Source organism: Microcoleus sp. PH2017_35_SFW_U_B, assembly GCF_020737865.1.
Lineage (GTDB): Bacteria > Cyanobacteriota > Cyanobacteriia > Cyanobacteriales > Microcoleaceae > Microcoleus.
In genome coordinates this window covers 14,904-36,344 of record NZ_JAEQDE010000019.1, presented here as the reverse complement: position 1 = coordinate 36,344, position 21,441 = coordinate 14,904, and the positions used below count along the sequence as shown (strand labels likewise).

The window sequence follows — 21,441 nt, the reverse complement described above, 5'->3', positions numbered from 1 at the left end:
CGAACGCTATTAGTGCGAGCGTCCCCGCTCGCGAACGCTATTAGTGCGAGCGTCCCCGCTCGCGAACGCTATTAGTGCGAGCGTCCCCGCTCGCGAACGTTATTAGTTATTGATTATTGCGAGATATTCAAAAATAACAAATAACAACTGCCAACTGTCAACTGTCAACTGTCAACTGTCAACTGTCAACTAACTACTGACACCTAGCCAAATAAATTCGAGCCACCCTATCCCCCGGATTTTGCCGCAAACAATCAGCAAATAACCCCGCCGCTTCAGTAAAATTATAGATATTGTACAAAGACAAAGCCTCAGTAAACACTGGCAAAGTAGCCAACTTCCCCGCTTTAACGAACGGCAAATCTGCATCAAAAACCTCATAAACAGTAACCCATGCAGACTTCCCCTTAACCTGAACCTTATCAATCACGCGAATCCCATAATCAGCAGGATTTCTCAAGCCATCGACAGTCTGCTGAGTAATTAACAGCGGCACCTCGTAATTCTTCGTCAAACTTTCAATCCGAGCAGCCAAATTAACCGCATCGCCAATCACAGTACCGTCCATCCGATTGCGTCCGCCAACAGTACCCAGCATCAAAGAACCAGTATTAATTCCCACCCCAATCTGGATCGGCACATCGCCCATAGAAACGCGATATTGATTGTATTCAGCAAGAGTATGCAGCATCTCAATCCCCGCTTTCACAGCATTGTCAGCGCCCTCGCTAAACAAAGCCATAATTGCATCGCCAATATATTTATCAATAAACCCATGATTTTCCACAATCAGCGGTTCCATATAACTCAAATATGAATTTATAAATTTAAAATTATCTTGCGGTGTCATCTGTTCCGAAATCGTTGTGAAATCGCGAATGTCAGAAAACAAAATCGACATTTCCAACTCTACCGCATCTCCCAATTTAACATCAACAATACTGTCATATCCCAAAAAAGATAAAAACTGATTTGGTACAAAGCGACTTGTCGCCTCAGTGATTTTTACTTCTGTATCTAGCGCCAGTTCCAGATTACTATTAACTTGAAAAAGTTCTGTAATCAGATTTTTGCGCTCGGCTTCAGCTTTTTTGCGATCGGTAATATCTAGAATGGTATTAATAGCATAAGTAATTTTTCCGGTGCGATCGTAGATAGGAGTTGCCGAAATTTCTAAGGGAATAATTTTGTCGCCGTTGTGGACTTCTACATCGTCAGCAGCGGCATTTTCTCCTCTCAACGCCCGCACAACTGGCAAGTCTTCAGGAGGATATTCTCGATCGGTGCCTGCTCGATAAGTTTGATAAACCTCTGACAATTGTTCTGAATTTATATCCGGCACCACTCCCTTACCAAATATCTCTTTGGCTTTATGATTGATATAGTAAACTTTGCCCTCAGCATCCAGCACCCCCACACCAATTGGCATTGCTTCCAAAAACTGTGTCAAGCGATTTTCGTTTTCATTGAGTTGGGCAATCAGTAATGCTTGGTCAAAGTTTAACTTTGCCAACTCGCTATTCATTTGCTGGAGTTGGGCATTTTGTTCCGCCAACAGTTTGTTTTGATGGTAACTATTGACAGCTTCTTTTACCGTCAAACTCAGGTCTTCTTGCTGCCAGGGCTTGGCGATATAACGATATAAATTTGCATTTTTGATAGCATTTCCTACCGCTTCAATATCTGCTTGTCCTGTGAGCATGATTTTCAGAGTTTTGGGTGAAATGATATGAACTCGCCTTAACAGCTCATCTCCATTCATTTCAGGCATAATATGGTCGGAAATAATTAACGGGACTTCATAGCCATCGTCTAGCAATTCCATGATTAATTCTAATGCTTCTTCCCCACCTTCAGCAATTTCGATGATATAATCATTACTGATTGCCTCTTGAAGTTCTGCTTTCAGACTTCGGAGTACAGTTTTCTCATCATCAACACAGACAATTACTTGTAGAGCCATAATTGAGACCGACCGGATTTAATAGTTTTCAACAACTCGGCTATAGTTGCGCTAAACCAGATTTAATCGTTTCCAACAGTTCGGCTTCCGACCAAGGTTTAGACAAACAGCAATGGAGATTCGCTTCGTTCTTAGCTCGGTTAATCGCTGCTTCGTCAGCTTGACCAGTTAGCATAATTTTAATAACTTTGGGGAATTTTTTGTGAATCCGAATCAGCAGCTCATCTCCTTTAATTCCCGGCATTAGCCAATCAGAAATAATCAAAATAATACTTATATCTTCCTCATTAAGTTCTTCGATTAACTCTAGAGCTTCATCCGCATCTTCCGCTCCTTCATAGAGGTAATCACTACCGAATGCTCTTGACAGTTGCGTCCTCAGACTATTTAACACAATTCTCTCATCATCAACACACAAAATAACTGGCTTAGACATTATTTTTTATCCTCTATGATTAGCGATATAACTCTGTTGGTAGGGTGGGAACTGCACACCTTACCGCTACTAATAGTCTTGCAAACCAGCTTATGCTTCAGTCCTGATATTGGTACATTTCATAATTATACTCTAACGTTCGGCAGAAAAACATTAAATGTAGTTTCACCTGGAATTGATTCTACCTCAATCCTTCCTTGATGTTTTTCCACAATCTTCTTCACAATGTCCAGTCCCAATCCGCTGCCTTCTCCTGCGGGTTTAGTAGTAAAAAATGGCTCGAATATTTTCGCCTCGATCTCTTCAGGGATGCCTTTGCCACTGTCAGTAACGCTAATCTTTACCTGATCGGATTGCTCCGTCAATCCAATAGTTAATGTGCCACGATTATCCATTGCTTGCAAAGCATTGTGAACGAGATTTGTCCACACTTGATTTAGTTCATCTGGATAGCATAGTATCGGCGGTATTTCGGTATAGTTTCTGACTACCTCAACTCCTTGTTTGAGTAAATTTTGATAGAGAGTTAAGATGGTTTCGATCCCTTCAGCAATGCTGGCTGTTGTCTTAGTGCCTGCCTGTTCGTAACGGGCATAGGTTTTTAAGGCAAACACAACTTTTGATGCTCGATCTGTAGCTGTATTGATAGTAGCGATGCCTCTTTTTAATTCAGACAGTTTGTAGGCGGTTCCTAGGATGTGCAAACTATCCGGTTTTTGGAGTAGCAGGAGACAAGTTTCGATACGATCGTAGATCCCCATCACAACTAATAGATCTGCAACAATATCGGCATTCTCAATCTCTAATTCTTGCAGTTCGCTTCTTAAAGCTCTCTTCAATTTGCGTTCTTCTTTGGTTGATAGTATTGATTCTTGTTGGAGAGATCGCTGAAGTAATTCTGAGAATTTTTGCCCTTCTTCTGGAGAGAAAGATTGAAAAAGTGCTGGCAAATGTTCCAGAGTTTGATCCAAGAACTTAGACACATTTCCCGCTGAAGAACGAATTGCACCCAAGGGTGTGTTAACTTCGTGAGCAACTCCCGCCACAAGTTGTCCTAAAGCTGCCATTTTTTCTGATTGAATCAGCTCTTCTTGGGTGGTTTCGAGCTGTTGGAGAGTATCGCTTAGTTCTTGATTTTTCTGGTACAAAGCTGCTTCAGCCTGCTTGCGATCGCCAATTTCTCGCCACACCGTATGCAGAATTTCCTTACCATCTACAGGAATTACAGTCAGCAATACTTCCACCCAAAAGTCTTCTCCGTCGCTGCGCCGGTGCATCCATTCAAAGCGATAGCTACCTCGCGAAAAAGCAATGGCTGTGATTTCCTGGGCTTTTTCAAAAGAGTTTCTACCGTCTGGTTGAATCTCCGGAGAAAGTTGAGCCGGCGGCAAGGAAAGAAGCTGTTTTTTGTCATTGCAACGCATCATTTTGACCGTGGCGGGGTTGCAGTCGATAAAAACATCTCCATCTAAAAGCAAAATTGCATCGGCGGATTGCTCGTAAAGTTGTCGAAAACGAGCTTCTGACTGCTGGAGTTCTTGGGTGCGTTCTTCTACTTTTGCTTCTAAATTGGCATAGAGTTGGGCATTTTCGATCGAGATGGCAGCTTGAGAAGACAATAATTGTAGAACTGCTAATCGATCGAGAGTAAATGCACCCACTGTCAGGTTATTTTCTAGGTAAAGGATACCGATCGCCTTTCCTTGATGTTGAATAGGCAAACACAATACTGATTTTGGTTTGTGCTGACTTATGTATGGATCGTTAATATTTTTAATGGGAGATTCTGGTTGGTTGATTTCCTCGAACAAGTCGTTAAAAATGACATATTCTTGAGTCCTAAAAACATAGTTGATGACGCTTCGAGGTAACTTATCGCTAGTTTCAATAGGAATTGACTCCAGAACTTTTATTTCTGCAACACCGCTAATTCCGGTAGCTTCAATTACTAAATTACCTGCTTTTTGCAAAATAAAATTGCCTGTTTCTGCTCCGGCATTTTCCATCACTACTTGCATTAAAATTGACAGCAATTTGTCAAGCTGAATTTCTCCTGAAAGTGTTTGAGATGCTTTCATGATTGTCCCGAAGTCCAGGATTTCTGAAACACTGGAACTCGTGGATGAGATAGTTCCAGACTTCATTAGCACAATTGTTTCGTCTGTATGAATGCTCTTTTTCTGGTTCAGGATTGGGGCGAGCAATTGGGGATACCGTTTTTCTAGATCCTCAACCTTTGCCTTTGCACCCCAACGCGCATAAGCGTAGTAGGCGTCGGTTAAGTAAACTGTGCCAACTTTATCTTTACCCCAAGCGAGATAGAATTTAGCCGCGAGTTCCTGGGCTAGTGCTTCTTCGTTGAGATAACCGTTTTCTTTGGCGAGGGAAATGGCGCGATCGTACAATTCGATCGCCTCTAATTTTTCCTCTAAAACTCGATGCCGTTCTGCCTCTACTAGATAAAATTTATGTAGATAATTCATCGGGGCATGATTCGCCCATTTTTGCATTTTCTCCTGATTGGCGATTACAGTTTCGAGGATTTGTTGTTGTTCCGAAATCTCTCGATCGGGATACACCGCCAACTTAGACAGAGAATCATAGGTATAAAAAATCGGTACTAATATCGAAGCTACTCCTGCATCTAAATACTCTTCTGCTCCGGCAGAATGCTCAATGGCTTGGTGGTAGTCACAAAAAAGATAACAAAGGATTAACTTATTTAAGAAAAAATAGTAACACGCTATTCTGTAATTATTGGCAATATGAATCGGTAACATTTTTGCTTCATCACAAGCTGAACCGATTAAAAAGCAAGGATTATCCGTCCTTTCCAGTAAGTTTAATACAACTTGATGGTAAATTTGATGCAATTGAAGAATGCTATCCTGATTCATCTTGTCGATCGCATCACCGTAAGTTTCCATCTCTAGTTTCACGCTTGATAGCTCGACCGATCCACTAAAGAATAAATGGTAGCAATACCTGTGGGCAGAATAGCAAGCGTGTTCTAAATCTCCTGTCTCTAAACCGCTAAAGTAAGAAGCTAGAAAAGGTTTTAAGGTCTCTGTAATATGCTGTTTCCAATGCTTGATAAAGCAAGCTTCTACAAACAGCGTCATAGATTTGAAAGGCTTAGTATCGAGTTTTTCGAGTAGATTTAGTGCAAGTTGTCCAAATTGATAGCCCGATTCTAACTCCCCCATGACTCCGCAGAGAATGAGTCCATAATTAGCATAGGCATGAGTATGAGTTGGTGCATTACCATATTTAAGGGCTAATTGAATTTGTTTAAAAGTAATGAGAGGTAGCAAAACTGGAGTGACCATGTAAGCAGAAGGACAGAGTTGTAACAGCATCTGAGTTGCTGCCAGTTTTTGCGGGTCACTCATGTCAGGTAAATCAATTAAGTCATGAATCGGTTTTTCTTGTAAAGCCAATTGCGTCTTTTCAAAAGCCAAGGGAATTTCTGTCAGTTCTGGATCTTTAGGTAGATCTATCCCCAAGAGTTTGAGAATGTCTAACCCAAAATTCAAAGATTGTTTGAGTTGGTTCTGCGCTTTCAAAGCTTGAATTTTAACTTGATAAGTTTTGATTTGATCTAAGAGCGTATTTGCCTTTTCCAGGACTATTTCTGCCAATGGCTCCATTTGCTCAAAATCACCATTCAGATACATCGCCTCTGTGGCTTCTTCGTAAAGTGCTAAACTCAGGTTGTAATGATTCTGCCAACACTCAACATCCAGGAGTTCTATGCCTAAAGTTAAATATTTTTCAGCAGCCGCGTAAGCCGTGGAAGATTTAGCTTTACGTCCAGCTATTAAATTTAATTGAGCAAGCTCATCTCGTTTGATTCGATCGGTAATTAACTCCACCCCGATATTTAATTGGTTGACAATATCAAAAATCTTCTCTTCTTGTTCTGCTTCTGGCGTATTCCTCAACAACAATTGTCCGATTTCGAGGTGGGTGGACTGTTTCTGGGATTCGGGAATCAGAGAATATGCCGCTTGCTGCACTCGATCGTGCAAAAATCTGTAGGGAACCGATAACTCCGATCCTTGAAGAATTTCAATTGATTCAGATTTCTGAAAAAATTTATATACTTCACTGGTGGGAATAATTAATCCTTCTTGCAGTGCTAGCCACAAATCGGCTGCTGTTTCCGACTCGGATTTTTTGGAGACAATTGCTAGCGTTGCTAAGTCAAATTGATTACCTACACAAGCTGCAAGTTTTAAAGCTTGCTGAGTATTTTCAGGCAATTTCTGCAACTGAATTGCCATAAACTCGACGACATCATCAGTCCAAGAAAGCGCCCTCAATTTGGCAATGTCGCACTGCCACCCCCCCCTTGCCCCGGGGGTGAAATCAAATGATATAAATCCATCGCTGTGCAAAAATTGCAGAAATTTAGTTGCAAAAAAGGGATTGCCTTTGGTTTTGGCAAAAATCAATTCCGTCAAAGGCATTGCTCTTTCTATTGGACAAGAAAAAGTATCCGCAATTAGGCAATTTAGGGAAGTTAGGTTGAGAGGTGCTAAGGTAATTTGATTGACTTTCAGGACGGGTGGATCGATATCCTGCTTTTCTAGAGAAGATGCTGACGAATTAGCCTCTACTTTCCTAATCTCACCCAATGTCAACATTAGCGGGTGAGCCGGAAATACTTCGTTGTCTCGATATGCTCCCATTAACAACAGATAGCGGGTATCTGTTTCGCTCATCAACAATTGCATCAATTTCAAAGAAGCTGAGTCTGCCCACTGCAAATCATCCAAGAAAATTACTAAAGGATGTTCTTTGGTGGCGAATACTCGGATAAACTTGCCAAATAGCAAATTAAAACGATTTTGAGCTGCGACTCCTTCTAGTTTGAGGACTTCTGGCTGCTTACCAATTAGGTGTTCTAATTCTGGGATGACATCGATAATAACTTGACTGTTTTCACCCAAAACCCCTAATATCTTGACTCGCCATTTCTGCACCTCGCCAGCACTTTCGGTGAGTAATTGTCTGATTAAATTCTGGAATGCCTGCACCCAGGAAGAGAAGGGAATATCCCGCTTAAATTGATCGAATTTTCCTTTGATGAAGTAACCCCGTTGGCGGACAATGGGTTTGTGAACTTCATTGACAACGGCGGTTTTTCCAATGCCGGAAAATCCCGCTACTAACATGATTTCGATATTGCCTTCGCTGATGCGATCGAAGGCTGCTAATAGGGCTTTAACTTCAGTTTCTCTACCGTAGAGTTTTTCGGGAATGACGAAGCGATCGCAAATATCCCGATTTGCCAATACAAACTCGCTAATAGTCCCATTTTCTTGCCATTGCTGCGAGCATTTTTCTAAGTCGTAGCGCAGCCCAGCAGCACTTTGATAGCGTGATTCTGGAGTTTTTGCCATCAGTTTCATGATGATATTATTCACCATCACTGAGATAGCTGGAACCAGATTGATTGGCTCAGTTGGCATTCTGGCAATATGACAGTGGACTAACTCCATTGGATCGTTAGAGTCAAAGGGCAATTTCCCTGTTAGTATTTGGTAAAATGTAACTCCCAACGAGTAAAAGTCGGTACGGTAGTCGATACCCCGATTCATGCGTCCCGTTTGTTCTGGGGACATATAAGCTAGGGTTCCTTCTAAGACGTTTGGATTTTGGATTTCCTGGTTTTCTCTGGGTAGAAGTGAGGAAATGCTGAAGTCAATTAATTTAACTTCTTTAGTTTCCGGGTTAATGATGATATTCTGGGGCTTGATGTCTTTGTGAATAATTCGGTTGTGATATAGTCCTTCTATGGTTTTGACAATCTGAATTGCGATCGGCAAAAATTCATTTAGCGGTAGAGGCGAACTCTGGAGGGAGGAAATGTCAGATTTACTGGATTTGATATTCTCCAATTGCTCTGAATTAACAGTATACTCAGCGAGGGAAATACCTCCAATATCCTCGGTAATCAGAGCAAAAGCATTCTGATAGTTTAAGAGTGCAATGGGTTTGAGAATTCCCGGAAGGTCAAGATTTTTGGTGATCGTGTACTGATTCCGAAACTGTATGAGTTCGCTAAAAGTGGGATATTCACTCCATAACAGTTTGATAATTACTTTTTGGTTTGACTCAGAAACTCCTCGATAAACCTGGGTTCTAGAGCCATTATAGATTTGCTCGGTGAGGTGATAGCCGGGAATTTTTAACATATTATCAGTCATGGTGAAGAGGTTAAATCAATATTCTGTAGATGCTATCGGAGGCTGAAAATGATAAAGCGGTAAGGTGCATATTGCACATCTTACAGAGTAGAGTTTATGCGCCCAGAACAATTAATCCAAAATTCTTGGCTGTTCAAATTTTAGATGCTCTGGCTGAAATTAATTAGGTTTTTTAGTGCTATTTAACTATTTTCGACAGGGACTAAATGACACCCGGTGAAAGACAGACACACCACAACGTTCCAAAGCTAACTTATGTTTAGCAGTACCATATCCTTTGTTGTTTGTCAAGTCATATTCAGGATACTTGACGGCCATCCGCAGGATTAATTCGTCGCGCCAAACTTTGGCGACAATACTAGCAGCGGCAATCTGAATCGATCGCGAATCACCTTTAATCATCGTCTCTTGGTCGATCGACAAATTGGGTATTCTTTGATTGCCGTCAACCAAACACAAATCTGGGGCGACATTTAATTTCAAAATCGCCCGTTTCATTGCCAACAAAGAAGCCTGCAAAATATTCAGGCGATCGATCTCCCGCACCGAAGCCACACCAATTTGACAGTCAACCGCCACAGCCCTGATTTTGACTGCTAACCGACTCCGGGCTGCGGCACTCAACTGTTTGCTGTCGCGCACTCCGCAACTTACTAATTCTTCGAGAACTTCGTCGGGCAAAATGCAGGCGGCTGCCACCACTGGCCCGAACAAAGCTCCTCTTCCTACTTCATCTACACCTGCAATTATCCGAGGGAAAGAGGGGGAGGGGGAAAGGGGGAGAGGGGGAGAGGGAGAGGGGGAGATTGGGAGATGGAAAGATGGGAAGAGAGTAAAAATTTCTACTTCTTCTTTGTTCCTTTTTCTTTGTTCCTTCTTCCTTCTTCCCTCTTCCTTCTTCTTTGTTCCTTCTTCCTTCTTCCCTTTTCCTTCTTCCTTCATAATCACTCATCCAAAACAGCAGAGGAGCGGCGACGGCGGCGGCGGTTGATCGCAGGTTCCTCGGGTTCGCTCGATTCGATCGCCTCGTGGGATTCGATCGGCTCATAGGATTCGATCGGCTCATAGGATTCGATCGGCTCATAGGATTCGATCGACTCATATAGCTTATTCGGCTGATTCGAGAAAGCCATCACATCGTCGGCTTCCTCCATCGGCTCAAAATCATCGATTTCGTCGATCGAACTTGCGCCGTAAATTTCAGCCTCATCATCAGCATCATCGTCATCGTCATCCTCAGCAAATACCGGCAGGGCAACCGACATTTCTGAATAATAATTTTGTTCCTCAACATGGGGTGCTGGCGCAGGCGCTTCAAATTCAAATTCGAGCTGCTCAAAAGGCGGCTTATTCGGCCCAGCTCCGGGGAGTGTCACCGAAACGATCGCATTTTTAGGATTTTTGACGCTGCGATCCGTTAGCACCAAAGGAGAAACCCCCATCAGAGCATAAACATCCTGCTCTTCTGGCGTCATTTCCACCGAAATCACCTCCGGAGGCTCCACCATCGGCTTCAGCAGCTCAGACTTAGTTGGCCGCACGCGATCGAATTCCTCGCGCCTGCCAACAGTTGCCATATTCACTAGCCCGAAGCCCTCAGAAGCTGCCCGGATGCCGGGGGGAGTCACCACCAGATACTCAGAGCGGGTATCTGCGACGGGCGCACTCGAAGTATTCGGCAGCCGCAACTTGCTACGTACCGGTTCCTCTTCCACCGGGACGACGGCAAAAGGCTCTTCACCAATCCGGCGGCGCCGCCGCCGTCTGGTTCCGTTGCCCAAATCCTGATAGCTGGGATGGTTGAGCAAGTCCAAAGCTGAGGCGTTGCCGCCAGTCTCAACAAAATCCAAACTTTCGCTCTGAGGTTCCCAAGCAGCCCGAGCGAGTTCGGGGGAACGTTCTTCTCGCACTGGTGCAGCAGTTGCAGCAGCTACAGGCGCCAAGCTGCGGCGTTCCAATCCTTCTGGCAAGTTCAACATCACCCGGTTGGAGGAAGTCACAGTGCGATCGGCTGCTTCCCGCACCGCTGCGCCGAAGTCCTCTTCGCCCGGGAGTTGTACCAGATGACCCAACCCACTGCAAGTAGGGCAACTGTGGCCGAATAACTCGTAAATATTTTGACCTTGGCGTTTGCGGGTGAGTTCTACCAGTCCTAATTCGGACAGTTGAGCTATTTGGGGTCGAGATTTGTCAGCTTTGAGAGCTTTATTGAAATGTTCCAGCACCTGCAACTGATCGCGGCGGGATTCCATGTCGATAAAGTCAACAATAATCACTCCGGCAATATTGCGAAGTCGTAGTTGTCTAGCAATTTCCGTGGCTGCTTCGCAATTTGTCCAGAGTACAGTTTCGCGAGCCGTTGCCGATCGAGTAAACGAGCCAGAGTTGACATCAATTACCGTCAGCGCTTCTGTCGGCTCGATAATCACATAACCGCCAGAAGGTAAATCTACCCTTGGTCTGAGAGCTTCTCGAATCGCAGCGTTGACGCGGAAAAATTCTAAAATCGAGGCGCGCTCTCGGTGGTGGTCGATCAAAACTCCCGCAGGAAGTTTACCGCCGTTCCAGCTCATCAACTGCTGCTTCACCCGCTTAATCCCATTTTGCGAGTCCACGACAATCCGGTTCACGTCACCGCTGAACATATCCCGCAATACCCGCTGGATAAAATCGTCATCGCGGTTGAGCAGTGCCGGCGCCCGGGTAGAACCGCCTTCAAGTTGAACAGCTTCCCACTGCTTTTGCAGCACTTCCAAATCTTCCATGATGGCTTCTTCGGTCATGCCTTCGGCTTCGGTTCTTACCAGCAGCCCCATCCCGGCCGGTTTCACCAAAATAGCCAGGGCTCTGAGGCGGTTGCGCTCGGCTTCCGACTTGATTCTCCGGGACAGATTGACTCCCCTGCCGTAGGGCATCAGTACCAAATAACGCCCGGGCAGGGTAATGTTGCCTGTCAGCCGGGGGCCTTTGCTGCCCGTCGGTTCTTTCATCACCTGTACCAGCACTTTTTGCTGGGGGGTGAGGAGTTCTGTAATTGCTCCTGCCGATCGCTTGAGCCGCAGTGGGCCGAGGTCTGTGACGTGCATGAACCCGTTGCGTTCTGGGTCGCCAATATTGACGAAGGCCGCATCTATCCCAGGAAGTACATTTTCGACAATTCCCAAGTAAATGTCACTGACTTGATGGCTGCCTGTGGCTACCACGAGTTCTTGGATTTGATCTTCTGAAAAGACGGCAGCAATGCGATGCTGCTCTGCTATAACTATCTGCTTTGTCATTCAATTTCCTCAAAAAACTGTCAGCAAGTTAGAGACACTAACGCTGAAAAGTGCCTCTGACTTTAACTGTAATTAGTAGTAGCTTAAAGAGTTATTAGCTGTCAGTTGGTGCAGGGTTGAAGGAAATTTAACTCTTCACTGTTAACTGTTAACTCTTCACTGTTACAGATAAAAAAGTAGTTAAACCCGACCGATCGAGAGTTATGAGTTATGCTCAGCAGATAAATCTGAGAGATAGAAATAAGGAGGCTTTTATCGAGTTAGCAATATTGAGTTTTAAGTTGAGAATTGCTTTCCTCAATACTTCAAAATTCAACAGTTGCAACTCTTCCTTTGAACTCAGCGAATAAATTCAGCGCCACTCTCACCAATTTCTTAACACACAACTGAACACACAACTGAACATTACGAACTGATAACTCCGCTTGCGTGGTGGTTGAGGGCTGGTTTTGAGCGAAAGTAAGTAGGATTGATACTCCCCAGGGCTTAAGCCACGGGGATTCTTGAATGAATCCGAAAACTCTCAAAGGTGCTATCAAATCACCTCTAGACGCTCAAAACAACTACCTTTATAAAAGATGTTGCAATTGCGCTTACTTTGAAATTGTGCTTGTTTTCATAGACCATCACAACGCCAGATAGGTACGCTTCACACTCTGCCATTACTTGTCAGTTATACAGGCTTACTACTCCTTGAGGAGTGTGGTGGCTCACTGTGCCGGGATTTCTCCGATACTAGAGTGTTTCAACACGTAGATGGTTGTTTTACTTGCTAACTCAATTATAGAATAAGACTCCAATCACTTGTGTAAAGGAATATTGAAGGCGGTTGAAACCGCTACCGACTTCCTCCCCGTGTCTAAAGCCAGGGGCACGCCGGGCTCGTTTTCTGGTGAAAGCGTAAGGACTTTTATTGAATTCTTGCGCGATCACACTCAACAGACTCTATTCTTGGCATTCGACTGGAACTTCCGCCCCTGCCAACCCTAAAACCTTGTCAGTCGATTTTAGATTGAATAATTTTAGATTTTAGATTTACAAGCGCAGATGAATCTGGGAACTTGAACCTTGGTCTAAAATTTTGGGATCTCCACGAATTAAGTCCGGGCTTGTATCCGTTTTCGATCGAGGTCAAAAACATCTATTGTTGAATACCCGCTGGCTCGGCTTGAACCATGAGATTTTTGACTAAGCCGACGATCGACAACCACTCGATCGATCGAAATTAATCGATCAATTTGGTTCATGCTCCGCTCCTGCGGGTTTAGCGCTAGATTTAGCCCGTGAATGTACAAAAAGGCTTGAAGTCTTGAACAGAAGCAATTTGCACCCAGCCCGCGTTGCTGGTTGGCTCTTAGCGACGAGCGACAAAAGCGCTCAAGCCGCTGCGGCTTCCATAACAAGCAATTATAGCTTGACACGACACATCCCGATCGAGAGCCGAAGGTGAAATATTTCACCACAGCTTCCCTATTTTAACCATAACCCAAGATTAGCTGACTGCGCTGAACCTGCAAAAGCTGAATTTCCTGCTGGCTGACTTGTTCGAGCATGAAAACAAGGTGTTCGGGCTTGAGCAGGTTGCCGTCGCTGCGACAACTGCCGGTATAGCGCAAGACGGCTGTACCTTCGGATTGCTGCACAAGTTCTAGTTTGTGCAGCCGATCGCGCAAATTGACATCGCGAGTCTTTCCCGACTTAGTAGTGTGCACCCGCCAAAAAGCCTCTGTTTCGGCGATCGCCTTCACCCAAGCTTCCCAATTGGCAGTATCTGCGACGGAGACAGCAGTAGAATTATCCTGGTCAGATTCGCCATTTTCCGTCAACAAGCCTGTTGCAGCCACAGTAATTACGTACTCCGCTGCTTCTAACAATTGACTGGCAGAAGGAGCTTTGAGGTCGATCGACTCAACCTTGTAAATCGGGATATTTTCCGGCAGAGCCGCCGCCAATTTTGCTCGAAAAATCTCAAGATCGATCGACTCAGTGAGTTCAAAATCAGCAATTTCCCCAGTGCTGGTAACGCCCAGAGGCAGAGCATTTGCCACAGAAATCCGAGGATTTGGGTGGAAGCCGCCAGTAAACGAAATCGGTAAATCGGCCCGGCGGACAACTCGATCGAACAATCGCAGCAAATCCAAATGACCAACCAAAGCCATATCGCCCACCTTCCCAAACCAAACCCGAAAACGCTGTTTCCGTTCTGTATTCGGTACAAATTCCCCAGCAAAATCTGGAATTGGCAGGGCATCTACAACCACATTGTGTCCGAAATCTGTGCCGCAAACCCCGCAGCGGGAACACCCTTCAAAGGAACAATCGGGAACCGTCGCTGCTTCTAAAGCCTTTTGCAAGTCAAGTTTCAGCCAGTTTTTATCGATTCCCGTGTCTAAGTGATCCCAAGGTAAAGGTCGATCGAGAAAGAGGGGGAGAGGGGGGGAGGGAGAGAGGGGGAGAGGGGGAGATGCGGGAAAATCTTCCGACTTCCCTCGGACGACTTCCCTCGGACGACTTACATCCGTTACATCCGTTACATCCGTTACAGAATCCGTTGCCGAACTTCCTTCTTCCTTCTCCTCTTCCTTCTGAAAAAGATTCCATTCGCCGCTTTCAACTTGACGGTATTTCCAGGTAAGGCCGGATTCATCGATCGCCCTTGTCCAAGCCTTGTATGCTGTATCCAAGTTTTCCCACCAAGCATCCATACCGGCGCCCAGTTCCCAAGCCCGGCGGACTACAGCACCCAAACGTCGATCGCCCCTACCGACAAAATCCTCCATTGCCGAAATCCGCACATCGGTATAATTCACCTTGATATTTCTCATCGCTTTGAATTCACCCTTCAGCAATTTTTGCTTGCGTGAAAACTCGGCAGTAGAAACCGAATGCCACTGAAAAGGAGTGTGAGGCTTAGGCGTAAAATTAGAAATTGTCAAGTTAAAATTCAGTGGCCGCCTGCCATTAAGCCTGCATTCCCTTTGCAGCCAGCGGACTGTTTCGGCGATTCCCAGAACATCAAAATCGGTTTCTCCGGGCAAACCGATCATAAAATACAGCTTGATTTTATCCCAACCGCGATCGACCGCAGTTTTGACACCCCGCAACAATTCTTCGTTTGTCAAACCTTTGTTAACGATGTCGCGCATCCGCTGCGTGCCGGCTTCCGGGGCAAAAGTCAAACCGCTTTGTCGCGTGCCGCCGAGAATGTCGGCAATATTATCGTCAAATCTGTCAACCCGCTGACTGGGTAAAGACAGAGAGATATTTTTGTCTTTGAGGCGGTTTTTGATTTCCATCCCCACAGCCGGAAGTGCTAGATAGTCGGAACAACTCAGGGAAAGCAGGGAAAACTCGCTGTGCCCGGTGGCTTTCATTCCTTCTTCTATCGCCTCTACGACTTGCTGCGGTTCCACATCGCGGGCGGGGCGAGTCAGCATTCCCGGCTGACAGAAGCGACAGCCGCGGGTGCATCCCCGGCGAATTTCGACTGTCAGTCTGTCGTGTACTGTTTCGACGTAGGGTACTAGCCCGATCGAATAAGCTGGTATGGGAGTTGCTACGCGGCGCAGAATTTTTTCTGGGACTTGCGGGCGGTTGGGATGAACAGAACCATCTGCCGCCATATCGTAGAATTGGGGCACGTAAACGCCGGGAATTTGCGCTAAATCCAGCAATAGTGCTTCTCGGCTCAAATTATTAGTTTTGCCTTCTGCCAAAATCAAGCCAATTTCTGGCAGCAATTCTTCTCCATCTCCCAAAGCGATGAAGTCAAAAAAGTCAGCGTAGGGTTCGGGATTGGAGGTTGCGGTTTGTCCGCCAGCAAAAATTAGCGGCAAATCGCCGCCATTTTGGGCATTTGTCGCTCTTTCTTTCCAAGTTAGGGGAATGCCGGCTAAATCCAGCATTTCCAGAATGTTTGTTGCTCCGAGTTCGTAGCTGAGGCTGAAGCCGAGAATATCAAATTCTGTGAGCGATCGCCTGGATTCTACAGCAAACAGGGGAGTTTTGGTCGTTAGCGCAGCCCTCGGAGAGGATCGCAGTTTTGCTGCTAAGTCTGGTGCGGGCAAATAAGCTCGATCGCACAACTGTCTCGGCAAGGCATTCAAAATATTGTAAAGGATGATGTGTCCCAGATTGGAAGCACCAACTTCATACACTTCTGGATATGTGAGCACCCAGCGTACAGACGCCCCATCCCAAGGCTTGCGTACAGCCCCCAACTCGTTTCCTAGATAACGAGCAGGCTGATTGATTTCTGCTGTAAGTAATTCTTCGATTTTTACTGCCACGGCTCGACTCGCTCTCATATTTGCGACTCTTAAGCAGCCTACCTTAAAATCTGCCAATACGCCAACGGCAGTCCTATCTCTTTGGAGCCCTTTAACTCAAGTTGCTGTGTTTGCTTACTTGTTTTCACTGGTGAGTAGATTCTAGAAGTGCTTGTTTACACAAGACAAGAGTTTGCTGCTTCAAAGCTTTCGACATTTTCAAATATCTCAAAAACTCGATCGAGTTGGCTGAGTTCCAGAATCATTCTAATTCCGGCGGTAACTGAACACAGACTAAACCTGCGTCCCATTTTTTTCGCCTGCTTGAGGCCGGAAATCAATGCCATCAAACCCGCGCTGTCAATAAATGTTACTGCGCCAACATCTACGAGTACCGCTACTACTCCAGGGGCTGAAATTGTTGTGGTTAGTTGCTCTGTGAATTCTCCGGCTGTGGCTGCATTTAGGTGGTCTAGGGGTCGAATCACCCTAAGTGGTTTATGGGCAAGAAGTGTCTGCATATATCAAACCTATGGTTGCTACGTATTTTCAACTACCGTACTGGACGGAGGTAAGCCTAAACCTACTTGACACCTACGAGCGTAACCCTACCTGAGGAAAACCGATCGGTAGTTTTGAGTAGTTTACTGAATCTTTATTTATTTAGTCTTTTTTATAAAAGTTTGTGCAAGATTTACGGAGTAAAGGTAAGCTACTATACTATTTTTTATTTGTGCGACGAGGTTTAGTGTTGGCAATCGTAAAGATTGCGATCGACCTTATCCTAGCTGTTAGGTTAAACTGAGCAATGTAATTGAAATCACTGGTTAGTTCTGATTTGGATCACTCACTCCATCGACTGTTAAGATGACAATAATACTGTACGGAGTTCTCCGATATACTATGCAAGCAACTCATGCTATTCGTCAACTTGTAGAAAAAGCCCTCTACATTAAGCAGTTGACGCCTGACATTGAAAACGAAATCAACAACGAGCTCACCCGTTTGGGCTACATCTCGGATATTGATTATGAGGCTTTAGAGTTATTAATGGATGAAATGGATGCTGGCCGGGTGCAATTGGTATCTAGTAGATAGTTGGAACCGGAGAGCGCGGAAAAATCACAGATTGAAAAAAAATCCTTGCACGGTGGGAAAGACGGGAGTCTCAGAAGCATTTACCCCGGCACGGTACTTTTAAAAGCTCGCACCCAGTTGATGAGCTTGATATTTGAGGCGATGGTTTGTTCACCTCACTATCAAAAAAATACTTTTACTTCAATTAAATATATAACTTTTGGGGCTTGACAAATGAGGTGTAATAGTAATTTATTAATGATTACTGTTACCTAGCTGAGGTGGAAAACCGGTTTGGAACGATCGCAATTAAATTTGTTCGATCTTTCAGACTGAAGTCCTCATCAAACAAGAGAGGAGTTCAGTCCGAACGATCGAAAGTGATAACGGTTATTTTACCGGAATATATATAATCAGGCGCGATCGCCAGTTGTGTAAAGTTTTGTAAAAAGTATACGGGATTTGCATAAAAAAGAACAAGTTGCGCCGATAGCTCAAATAGAGAGGCTCGCGTCCTAGTGGCGAGAGAGTCTGTCAACTTGTATCTCAACTTATGTAATATGTCAAGAGAACCAGATAGCACGGAAACTTCAATCAACAGTCTATTTGCCAAAATCGAGACCTTGCTGATGCAGACTTGGCAAGAAACAGGCCACGGATGCCTAACTATTGAGAGCGAAAAAATCAGTCCGAAAAAAATCCAAGTAATTATTCGAGGCTCTACTTACTATCGCTATGTTATTTCCCCTGAAGGCATAAACAAGTGGGTTTTAAAGCAAATTGCCGAAGGGGATTGAGCGATTAACGGTTGGGTAATTGGTAATTGGTAATTGGTAATTGGTAATTGGTAGTAATTGGTAATTGGTAATTGGTAATTGGTAATTGGTAATTGGTAATTGGTAATTGGTAATTGGTAATTGGTAATTGGTAATTGGTAATTGGGAATTGGTAATTGGTAATTGGTAATTGGTAATTGGTAATTGGGAATTGGTAATTGGTAATTGGTAATTGGTAATTGGTAATTGGTAATTGGTAATTGGTAATTGGTAATTGGTCGTTATATAATGAATTTGCGATCGCTCCTATCCAAGAAAATTGATTAGTCGTGAGGATTTCCATCCTTGCCGAGTCAATCAAAAAGGGAGCATCTCATTTTTGCAAAAAACATTTTTTTTACAGTGCGAGCGTCCCCGCTCGCGTGCTATATCAGCACGCGAGCGGGGACAGCACTACAGATGCAAAACTGAGATGCTCCCATCAAAAATCGATCGCCCGCGACACCAAACTTGCCACCACCGCCACCAACTCAGCAGGATCGAGAGGCTTGGGTAGGTGAATTTGAAAACCCTGTCGCAGCGCCCGCACCCGTTCCTCCAGCCTACCGTAAGCTGTGAAAGCCACCGCCGGAATTTCCCTGTCCCCCATTTGCTCTCGCACTTGCGGCAGCAGAGCCTCTCCTTCAGCGGTTTGTATGCCGAGATCGATCGCCAACACATCCGGATTCAGCCTAGAAATCGCTTCCAAGGCTTCCATTCCCGAGACAGCAGTCTCCACCTCAGCTCCGCAATCTTCGAGCACTGTACGCGCAAAATCCAAGGAATCCCCGTCGCCATCAACCACCAACACCCGCACTCCCGAAAGGTTGCTGCTAACAAAAGACGGATCTATAGGGGATCTGGCCGGGGTTTCTCGAACCACAAACTCCCCAGCCCCGGTAACAGAAAATCCGCTGTCGCCCTCTTGCTGTTTAATTGGCAATCTCACGAAAAAGCTCGCTCCTTGTCCTTGGCCAGCCGATTCTACTTGCACTGTTCCCCCGTGCATTTCCACAAAATGGCGCACGAGAGCCAAACCTAGACCCAATCCGTTGTACGATCGCGTTGTAGAGGTATCAGCTTGGCTGAAACGCTCAAAAACGTGCGGCAAAAACTCTCCTGGAATCCCTTGTCCCGTGTCGCTGACTTCAATTTCCACACTAGGCGGTGACAAATTTTCACAACAGGCGGATTGTCCGGGCATACTCGTCCTCTCCACCTTGTGCAGCGCCACCCTCACCTGTCCTCCGTCAGGAGTAAACTTAATCGCATTCGACAGCAAATTCCACGCCACCTGCTGCAAGCGGCCGGAATCGCCAAACATCCGCCCCGCAGTTTGGTCGAAATCCGTCACAATTTCAATATTTTTTGCCCCAATCGCCGGAGCGAGAGTATCGATCGCACCTTCAACAGTCGAAATCAAATCTACCCACCGCAAATTCAGCGACAGTTGGCCAGTCATAATCTGCGACACGTCTAACAAATCCTCAATTAGCGTCCCGAGCGATCGCGTATTGCGGTCGATCGTTTCCAGAGCCTTAACAGTCGTTTTTTCATCAAACTTGCGGTGGCGCAGCAGTTGCGCCCATCCCAGCATCGCATTCAACGGCGTCCGCAATTCGTGGGACAAAGTTCCCAGAAACTCATCTTTAATCCGGTTCGCCCGCGCCAATTCTTCAGCTCGATCGTGCAGTTCTTTTTCCAACTCCTTGCGAACCGTCAAATCGAGAATAAAAGCCACTGATTCTTGCCGCTTTTCCCCCAACAAAATATACCCCACCAACACCGGAATCCGGCTGCCATCAGGCCGAATGTATTCCTTTTCGTAGGGACTGCAAACGCCCTCGGCCTTTGCCTCTGCGATGCCGATTTCGTCCAGCGGTAGGTACTCCGGCGGTGTAATGTCAATCCAGCGGAGTTCCCCGCGCTGCAACTGTTCCCGCGTGTAGCCAACGAGGCGCAAAAATTCGTCGTTAGCCTCACTGATACCGCCGTCAACATCGCCGAAGAGAATTCCGATCAAGTTAGATTCTGCCAACATTCTCAGCTTTTCTTGACTAGCTTTGAGTGCTGCTTCTGATTGCTTGCGATCGCTCACATCTTGGATGTAAGCCGAGCAACCAGAATCGGAAGGATAAAAACGCACTTTCAACCACTTATTCCATAACGGCACGAATTCTTCATATTCGACTGTTACCTTGTCTGCTAATGCTTTGGTGGCGATTTTGTAAGACGGTAAATCCACGGCCCAGGGATATATTTCCCAAATATTTTTCCCGATCAGTTCTGCTTGTAAGTTGCCAAAAATCTCTTGACCTTTGTGGTTAATATAGGTGAATTTCCAGTTTGAATCGAAGGCGACAAAAGCGTCGGTAATGCTTTCGAGAATGTTAGTAATTCGAGCGTTTGCCGATAGTAGCGCTTGAGCTGTTTGTTCTGCTTGTTTGCGAGCTGCTTGTTCCCGGGACAAAGCCATAACACGTTCTTGTTCTGCCTGTTGGCGATCGCTAATATCGATGCAAGAACCGATGTAACCGGCAAAAGTGCGATCGGGTCTGTACAGGGGTACCCCTGTACTCACAACCCAGCGGTACTCCCCGTCATAGCGCCTCAAGCGGTACTCGATCCGGTACTCGCTGCGGGCGTCGAAGGCTCTCCGGTAAACATCCATATATTTTGGCAAGTCGTCAGGATGCAAGCTTTCCATCCAACCGATGCCGATTTCTTGCGCCAAAGTTTTACCGGTAAACTCCAACCAAACTTTGTTAAAGTAATCGCCAAGTCGATCGATATCCGACATCCAAATCATCACCGGCGCGGTATCTGCCATCATCCGAAACCTGGCTTCGCTTTCTTGGCGCTGTGCTTGAGCTGCTTTGCGATCGAGCCGTTCTTTAACTTCCCGCAGGGCCCGCTCGATCGACGGCACCAACCGCGTCAAACGCCGTTTGAGAACATAGTCTGTAGCCCCGCTTTTCAAAGTCTCAATTGCCACTTCCTCACCCAAAGTAGCCGACACAAAAATAAACGGCACTCCCGGACAAGTAGCGCGGGCCATTTCCAGCGCTGCTATCCCGTTAAAACAAGGCAGCATATAGTCTGCCAAAATAATATCAACACAGTGTTTTTCCAGCGCTACGGCAAAATCTTCCCGAGTTTCCACGCACAGCAAAGAAAAGTCTAGACCGCCATCCATGAGATATGCCTCAATCAGCTCGGCATCTAGGGGACTGTCCTCTACCAAGAGGATATTGAGCGTTTTCACAAAAATTCCTTAATATATTTTACAGAAAAATGCAATCAAAAATCCTTGAATACTTCCATTATTTACCTAATTTCCATCGCCATTCTAAAGAAAAGATAAAAAAATGCTCAGCTTACTGTTGGAA

The 21,441-nt window shown here is 45.4% G+C and carries 12 protein-coding genes; 2 read left to right on the top strand and 10 right to left on the bottom strand.

The features are described 5' to 3' along the window. Window positions 1-193: 193 nt before the first annotated feature. From JGK36_RS00265 to JGK36_RS00230, 8 genes are all read right to left on the bottom strand, one after another. Window positions 194-1,963, bottom strand: coding sequence for an adenylate/guanylate cyclase domain-containing protein (locus JGK36_RS00265; protein ID WP_293174918.1), 1,770 nt, complete (start codon window positions 1,961-1,963; stop codon window positions 194-196). Between the two features lie 40 nt (window positions 1,964-2,003). Then, window positions 2,004-2,399 (bottom strand): response regulator, encoded by a 396-nt coding sequence (locus JGK36_RS00260; protein WP_293155470.1) that lies wholly within the window; start codon window positions 2,397-2,399, stop codon window positions 2,004-2,006. 125 nt (window positions 2,400-2,524) lie between these two features. After that, window positions 2,525-8,614, bottom strand: a complete 6,090-nt coding sequence (locus JGK36_RS00255) for a trifunctional serine/threonine-protein kinase/ATP-binding protein/sensor histidine kinase (RefSeq protein ID WP_293195752.1) — start codon at window positions 8,612-8,614, stop codon at window positions 2,525-2,527. A 186-nt stretch (window positions 8,615-8,800) separates the two neighbouring features. Beyond that, window positions 8,801-9,556, bottom strand: coding sequence for a ribonuclease HII (locus JGK36_RS00250; RefSeq protein WP_293174924.1), 756 nt, complete (start codon window positions 9,554-9,556; stop codon window positions 8,801-8,803). 2 nt (window positions 9,557-9,558) lie between these two features. After that, a complete protein-coding gene (locus JGK36_RS00245) occupies window positions 9,559-11,892 on the bottom strand; it encodes an Rne/Rng family ribonuclease (RefSeq protein WP_293174927.1) in 2,334 nt (777 codons plus the stop codon). A gap of 1,097 nt (window positions 11,893-12,989) precedes the next feature. Continuing rightward, entirely contained in the window at window positions 12,990-13,139 is a 150-nt protein-coding gene (locus JGK36_RS00240) for a hypothetical protein (RefSeq protein ID WP_293174930.1), read from the bottom strand. A gap of 228 nt (window positions 13,140-13,367) precedes the next feature. Continuing rightward, window positions 13,368-16,181 carry a TIGR03960 family B12-binding radical SAM protein gene (locus JGK36_RS00235; protein WP_293174933.1) on the bottom strand — a complete coding sequence of 938 codons (2,814 nt, stop codon included), beginning with the start codon at window positions 16,179-16,181 and terminating at the stop codon, window positions 13,368-13,370. A gap of 155 nt (window positions 16,182-16,336) precedes the next feature. After that, window positions 16,337-16,681, bottom strand: a complete 345-nt coding sequence (locus tag JGK36_RS00230) for an STAS domain-containing protein (protein ID WP_293174936.1) — start codon at window positions 16,679-16,681, stop codon at window positions 16,337-16,339. A 382-nt stretch (window positions 16,682-17,063) separates the two neighbouring features. Here JGK36_RS00230 and JGK36_RS00225 point away from each other — a divergent pair, with 382 nt between their 5' ends. Then, entirely contained in the window at window positions 17,064-17,258 is a 195-nt protein-coding gene (locus tag JGK36_RS00225; protein WP_293155487.1) for a hypothetical protein, read from the top strand. 539 nt (window positions 17,259-17,797) lie between these two features. Next, entirely contained in the window at window positions 17,798-18,034 is a 237-nt protein-coding gene (locus JGK36_RS00220) for a hypothetical protein (RefSeq protein WP_293174939.1), read from the top strand. A 4-nt stretch (window positions 18,035-18,038) separates the two neighbouring features. Here JGK36_RS00220 and JGK36_RS00215 read toward each other — a convergent pair whose 3' ends face one another. Beyond that, a complete protein-coding gene (locus tag JGK36_RS00215) occupies window positions 18,039-18,374 on the bottom strand; it encodes a hypothetical protein (RefSeq protein ID WP_293200743.1) in 336 nt (111 codons plus the stop codon). A gap of 120 nt (window positions 18,375-18,494) precedes the next feature. Further along, window positions 18,495-21,317: a PAS domain S-box protein gene (locus tag JGK36_RS00210; RefSeq protein WP_293174945.1), complete on the bottom strand. Its 2,823-nt coding sequence runs from the start codon at window positions 21,315-21,317 to the stop codon at window positions 18,495-18,497. Window positions 21,318-21,441: the final 124 nt, after the last annotated feature.

What these genes read in the sequence shown, in the direction of transcription:
- JGK36_RS00225 (WP_293155487.1), top strand. Translation starts at nt 17,064, where the DNA reads ATGCAAGCAACTCATGCTATTCGTCAACTTGTAGAAAAAGCCCTCTAC.
- JGK36_RS00250 (WP_293174924.1), bottom strand. Translation starts at nt 9,556, where the DNA reads ATGAAGGAAGAAGGAAAAGGGAAGAAGGAAGAAGGAACAAAGAAGAAG.
- JGK36_RS00255 (WP_293195752.1), bottom strand. Translation starts at nt 8,614, where the DNA reads ATGACTGATAATATGTTAAAAATTCCCGGCTATCACCTCACCGAGCAA.
- JGK36_RS00230 (WP_293174936.1), bottom strand. Translation starts at nt 16,681, where the DNA reads ATGCAGACACTTCTTGCCCATAAACCACTTAGGGTGATTCGACCCCTA.
- JGK36_RS00260 (WP_293155470.1), bottom strand. Translation starts at nt 2,399, where the DNA reads ATGTCTAAGCCAGTTATTTTGTGTGTTGATGATGAGAGAATTGTGTTA.
- JGK36_RS00245 (WP_293174927.1), bottom strand. Translation starts at nt 11,892, where the DNA reads ATGACAAAGCAGATAGTTATAGCAGAGCAGCATCGCATTGCTGCCGTC.
- JGK36_RS00240 (WP_293174930.1), bottom strand. Translation starts at nt 13,139, where the DNA reads ATGAACCAAATTGATCGATTAATTTCGATCGATCGAGTGGTTGTCGAT.
- JGK36_RS00220 (WP_293174939.1), top strand. Translation starts at nt 17,798, where the DNA reads ATGTCAAGAGAACCAGATAGCACGGAAACTTCAATCAACAGTCTATTT.
- JGK36_RS00265 (WP_293174918.1), bottom strand. Translation starts at nt 1,963, where the DNA reads ATGGCTCTACAAGTAATTGTCTGTGTTGATGATGAGAAAACTGTACTC.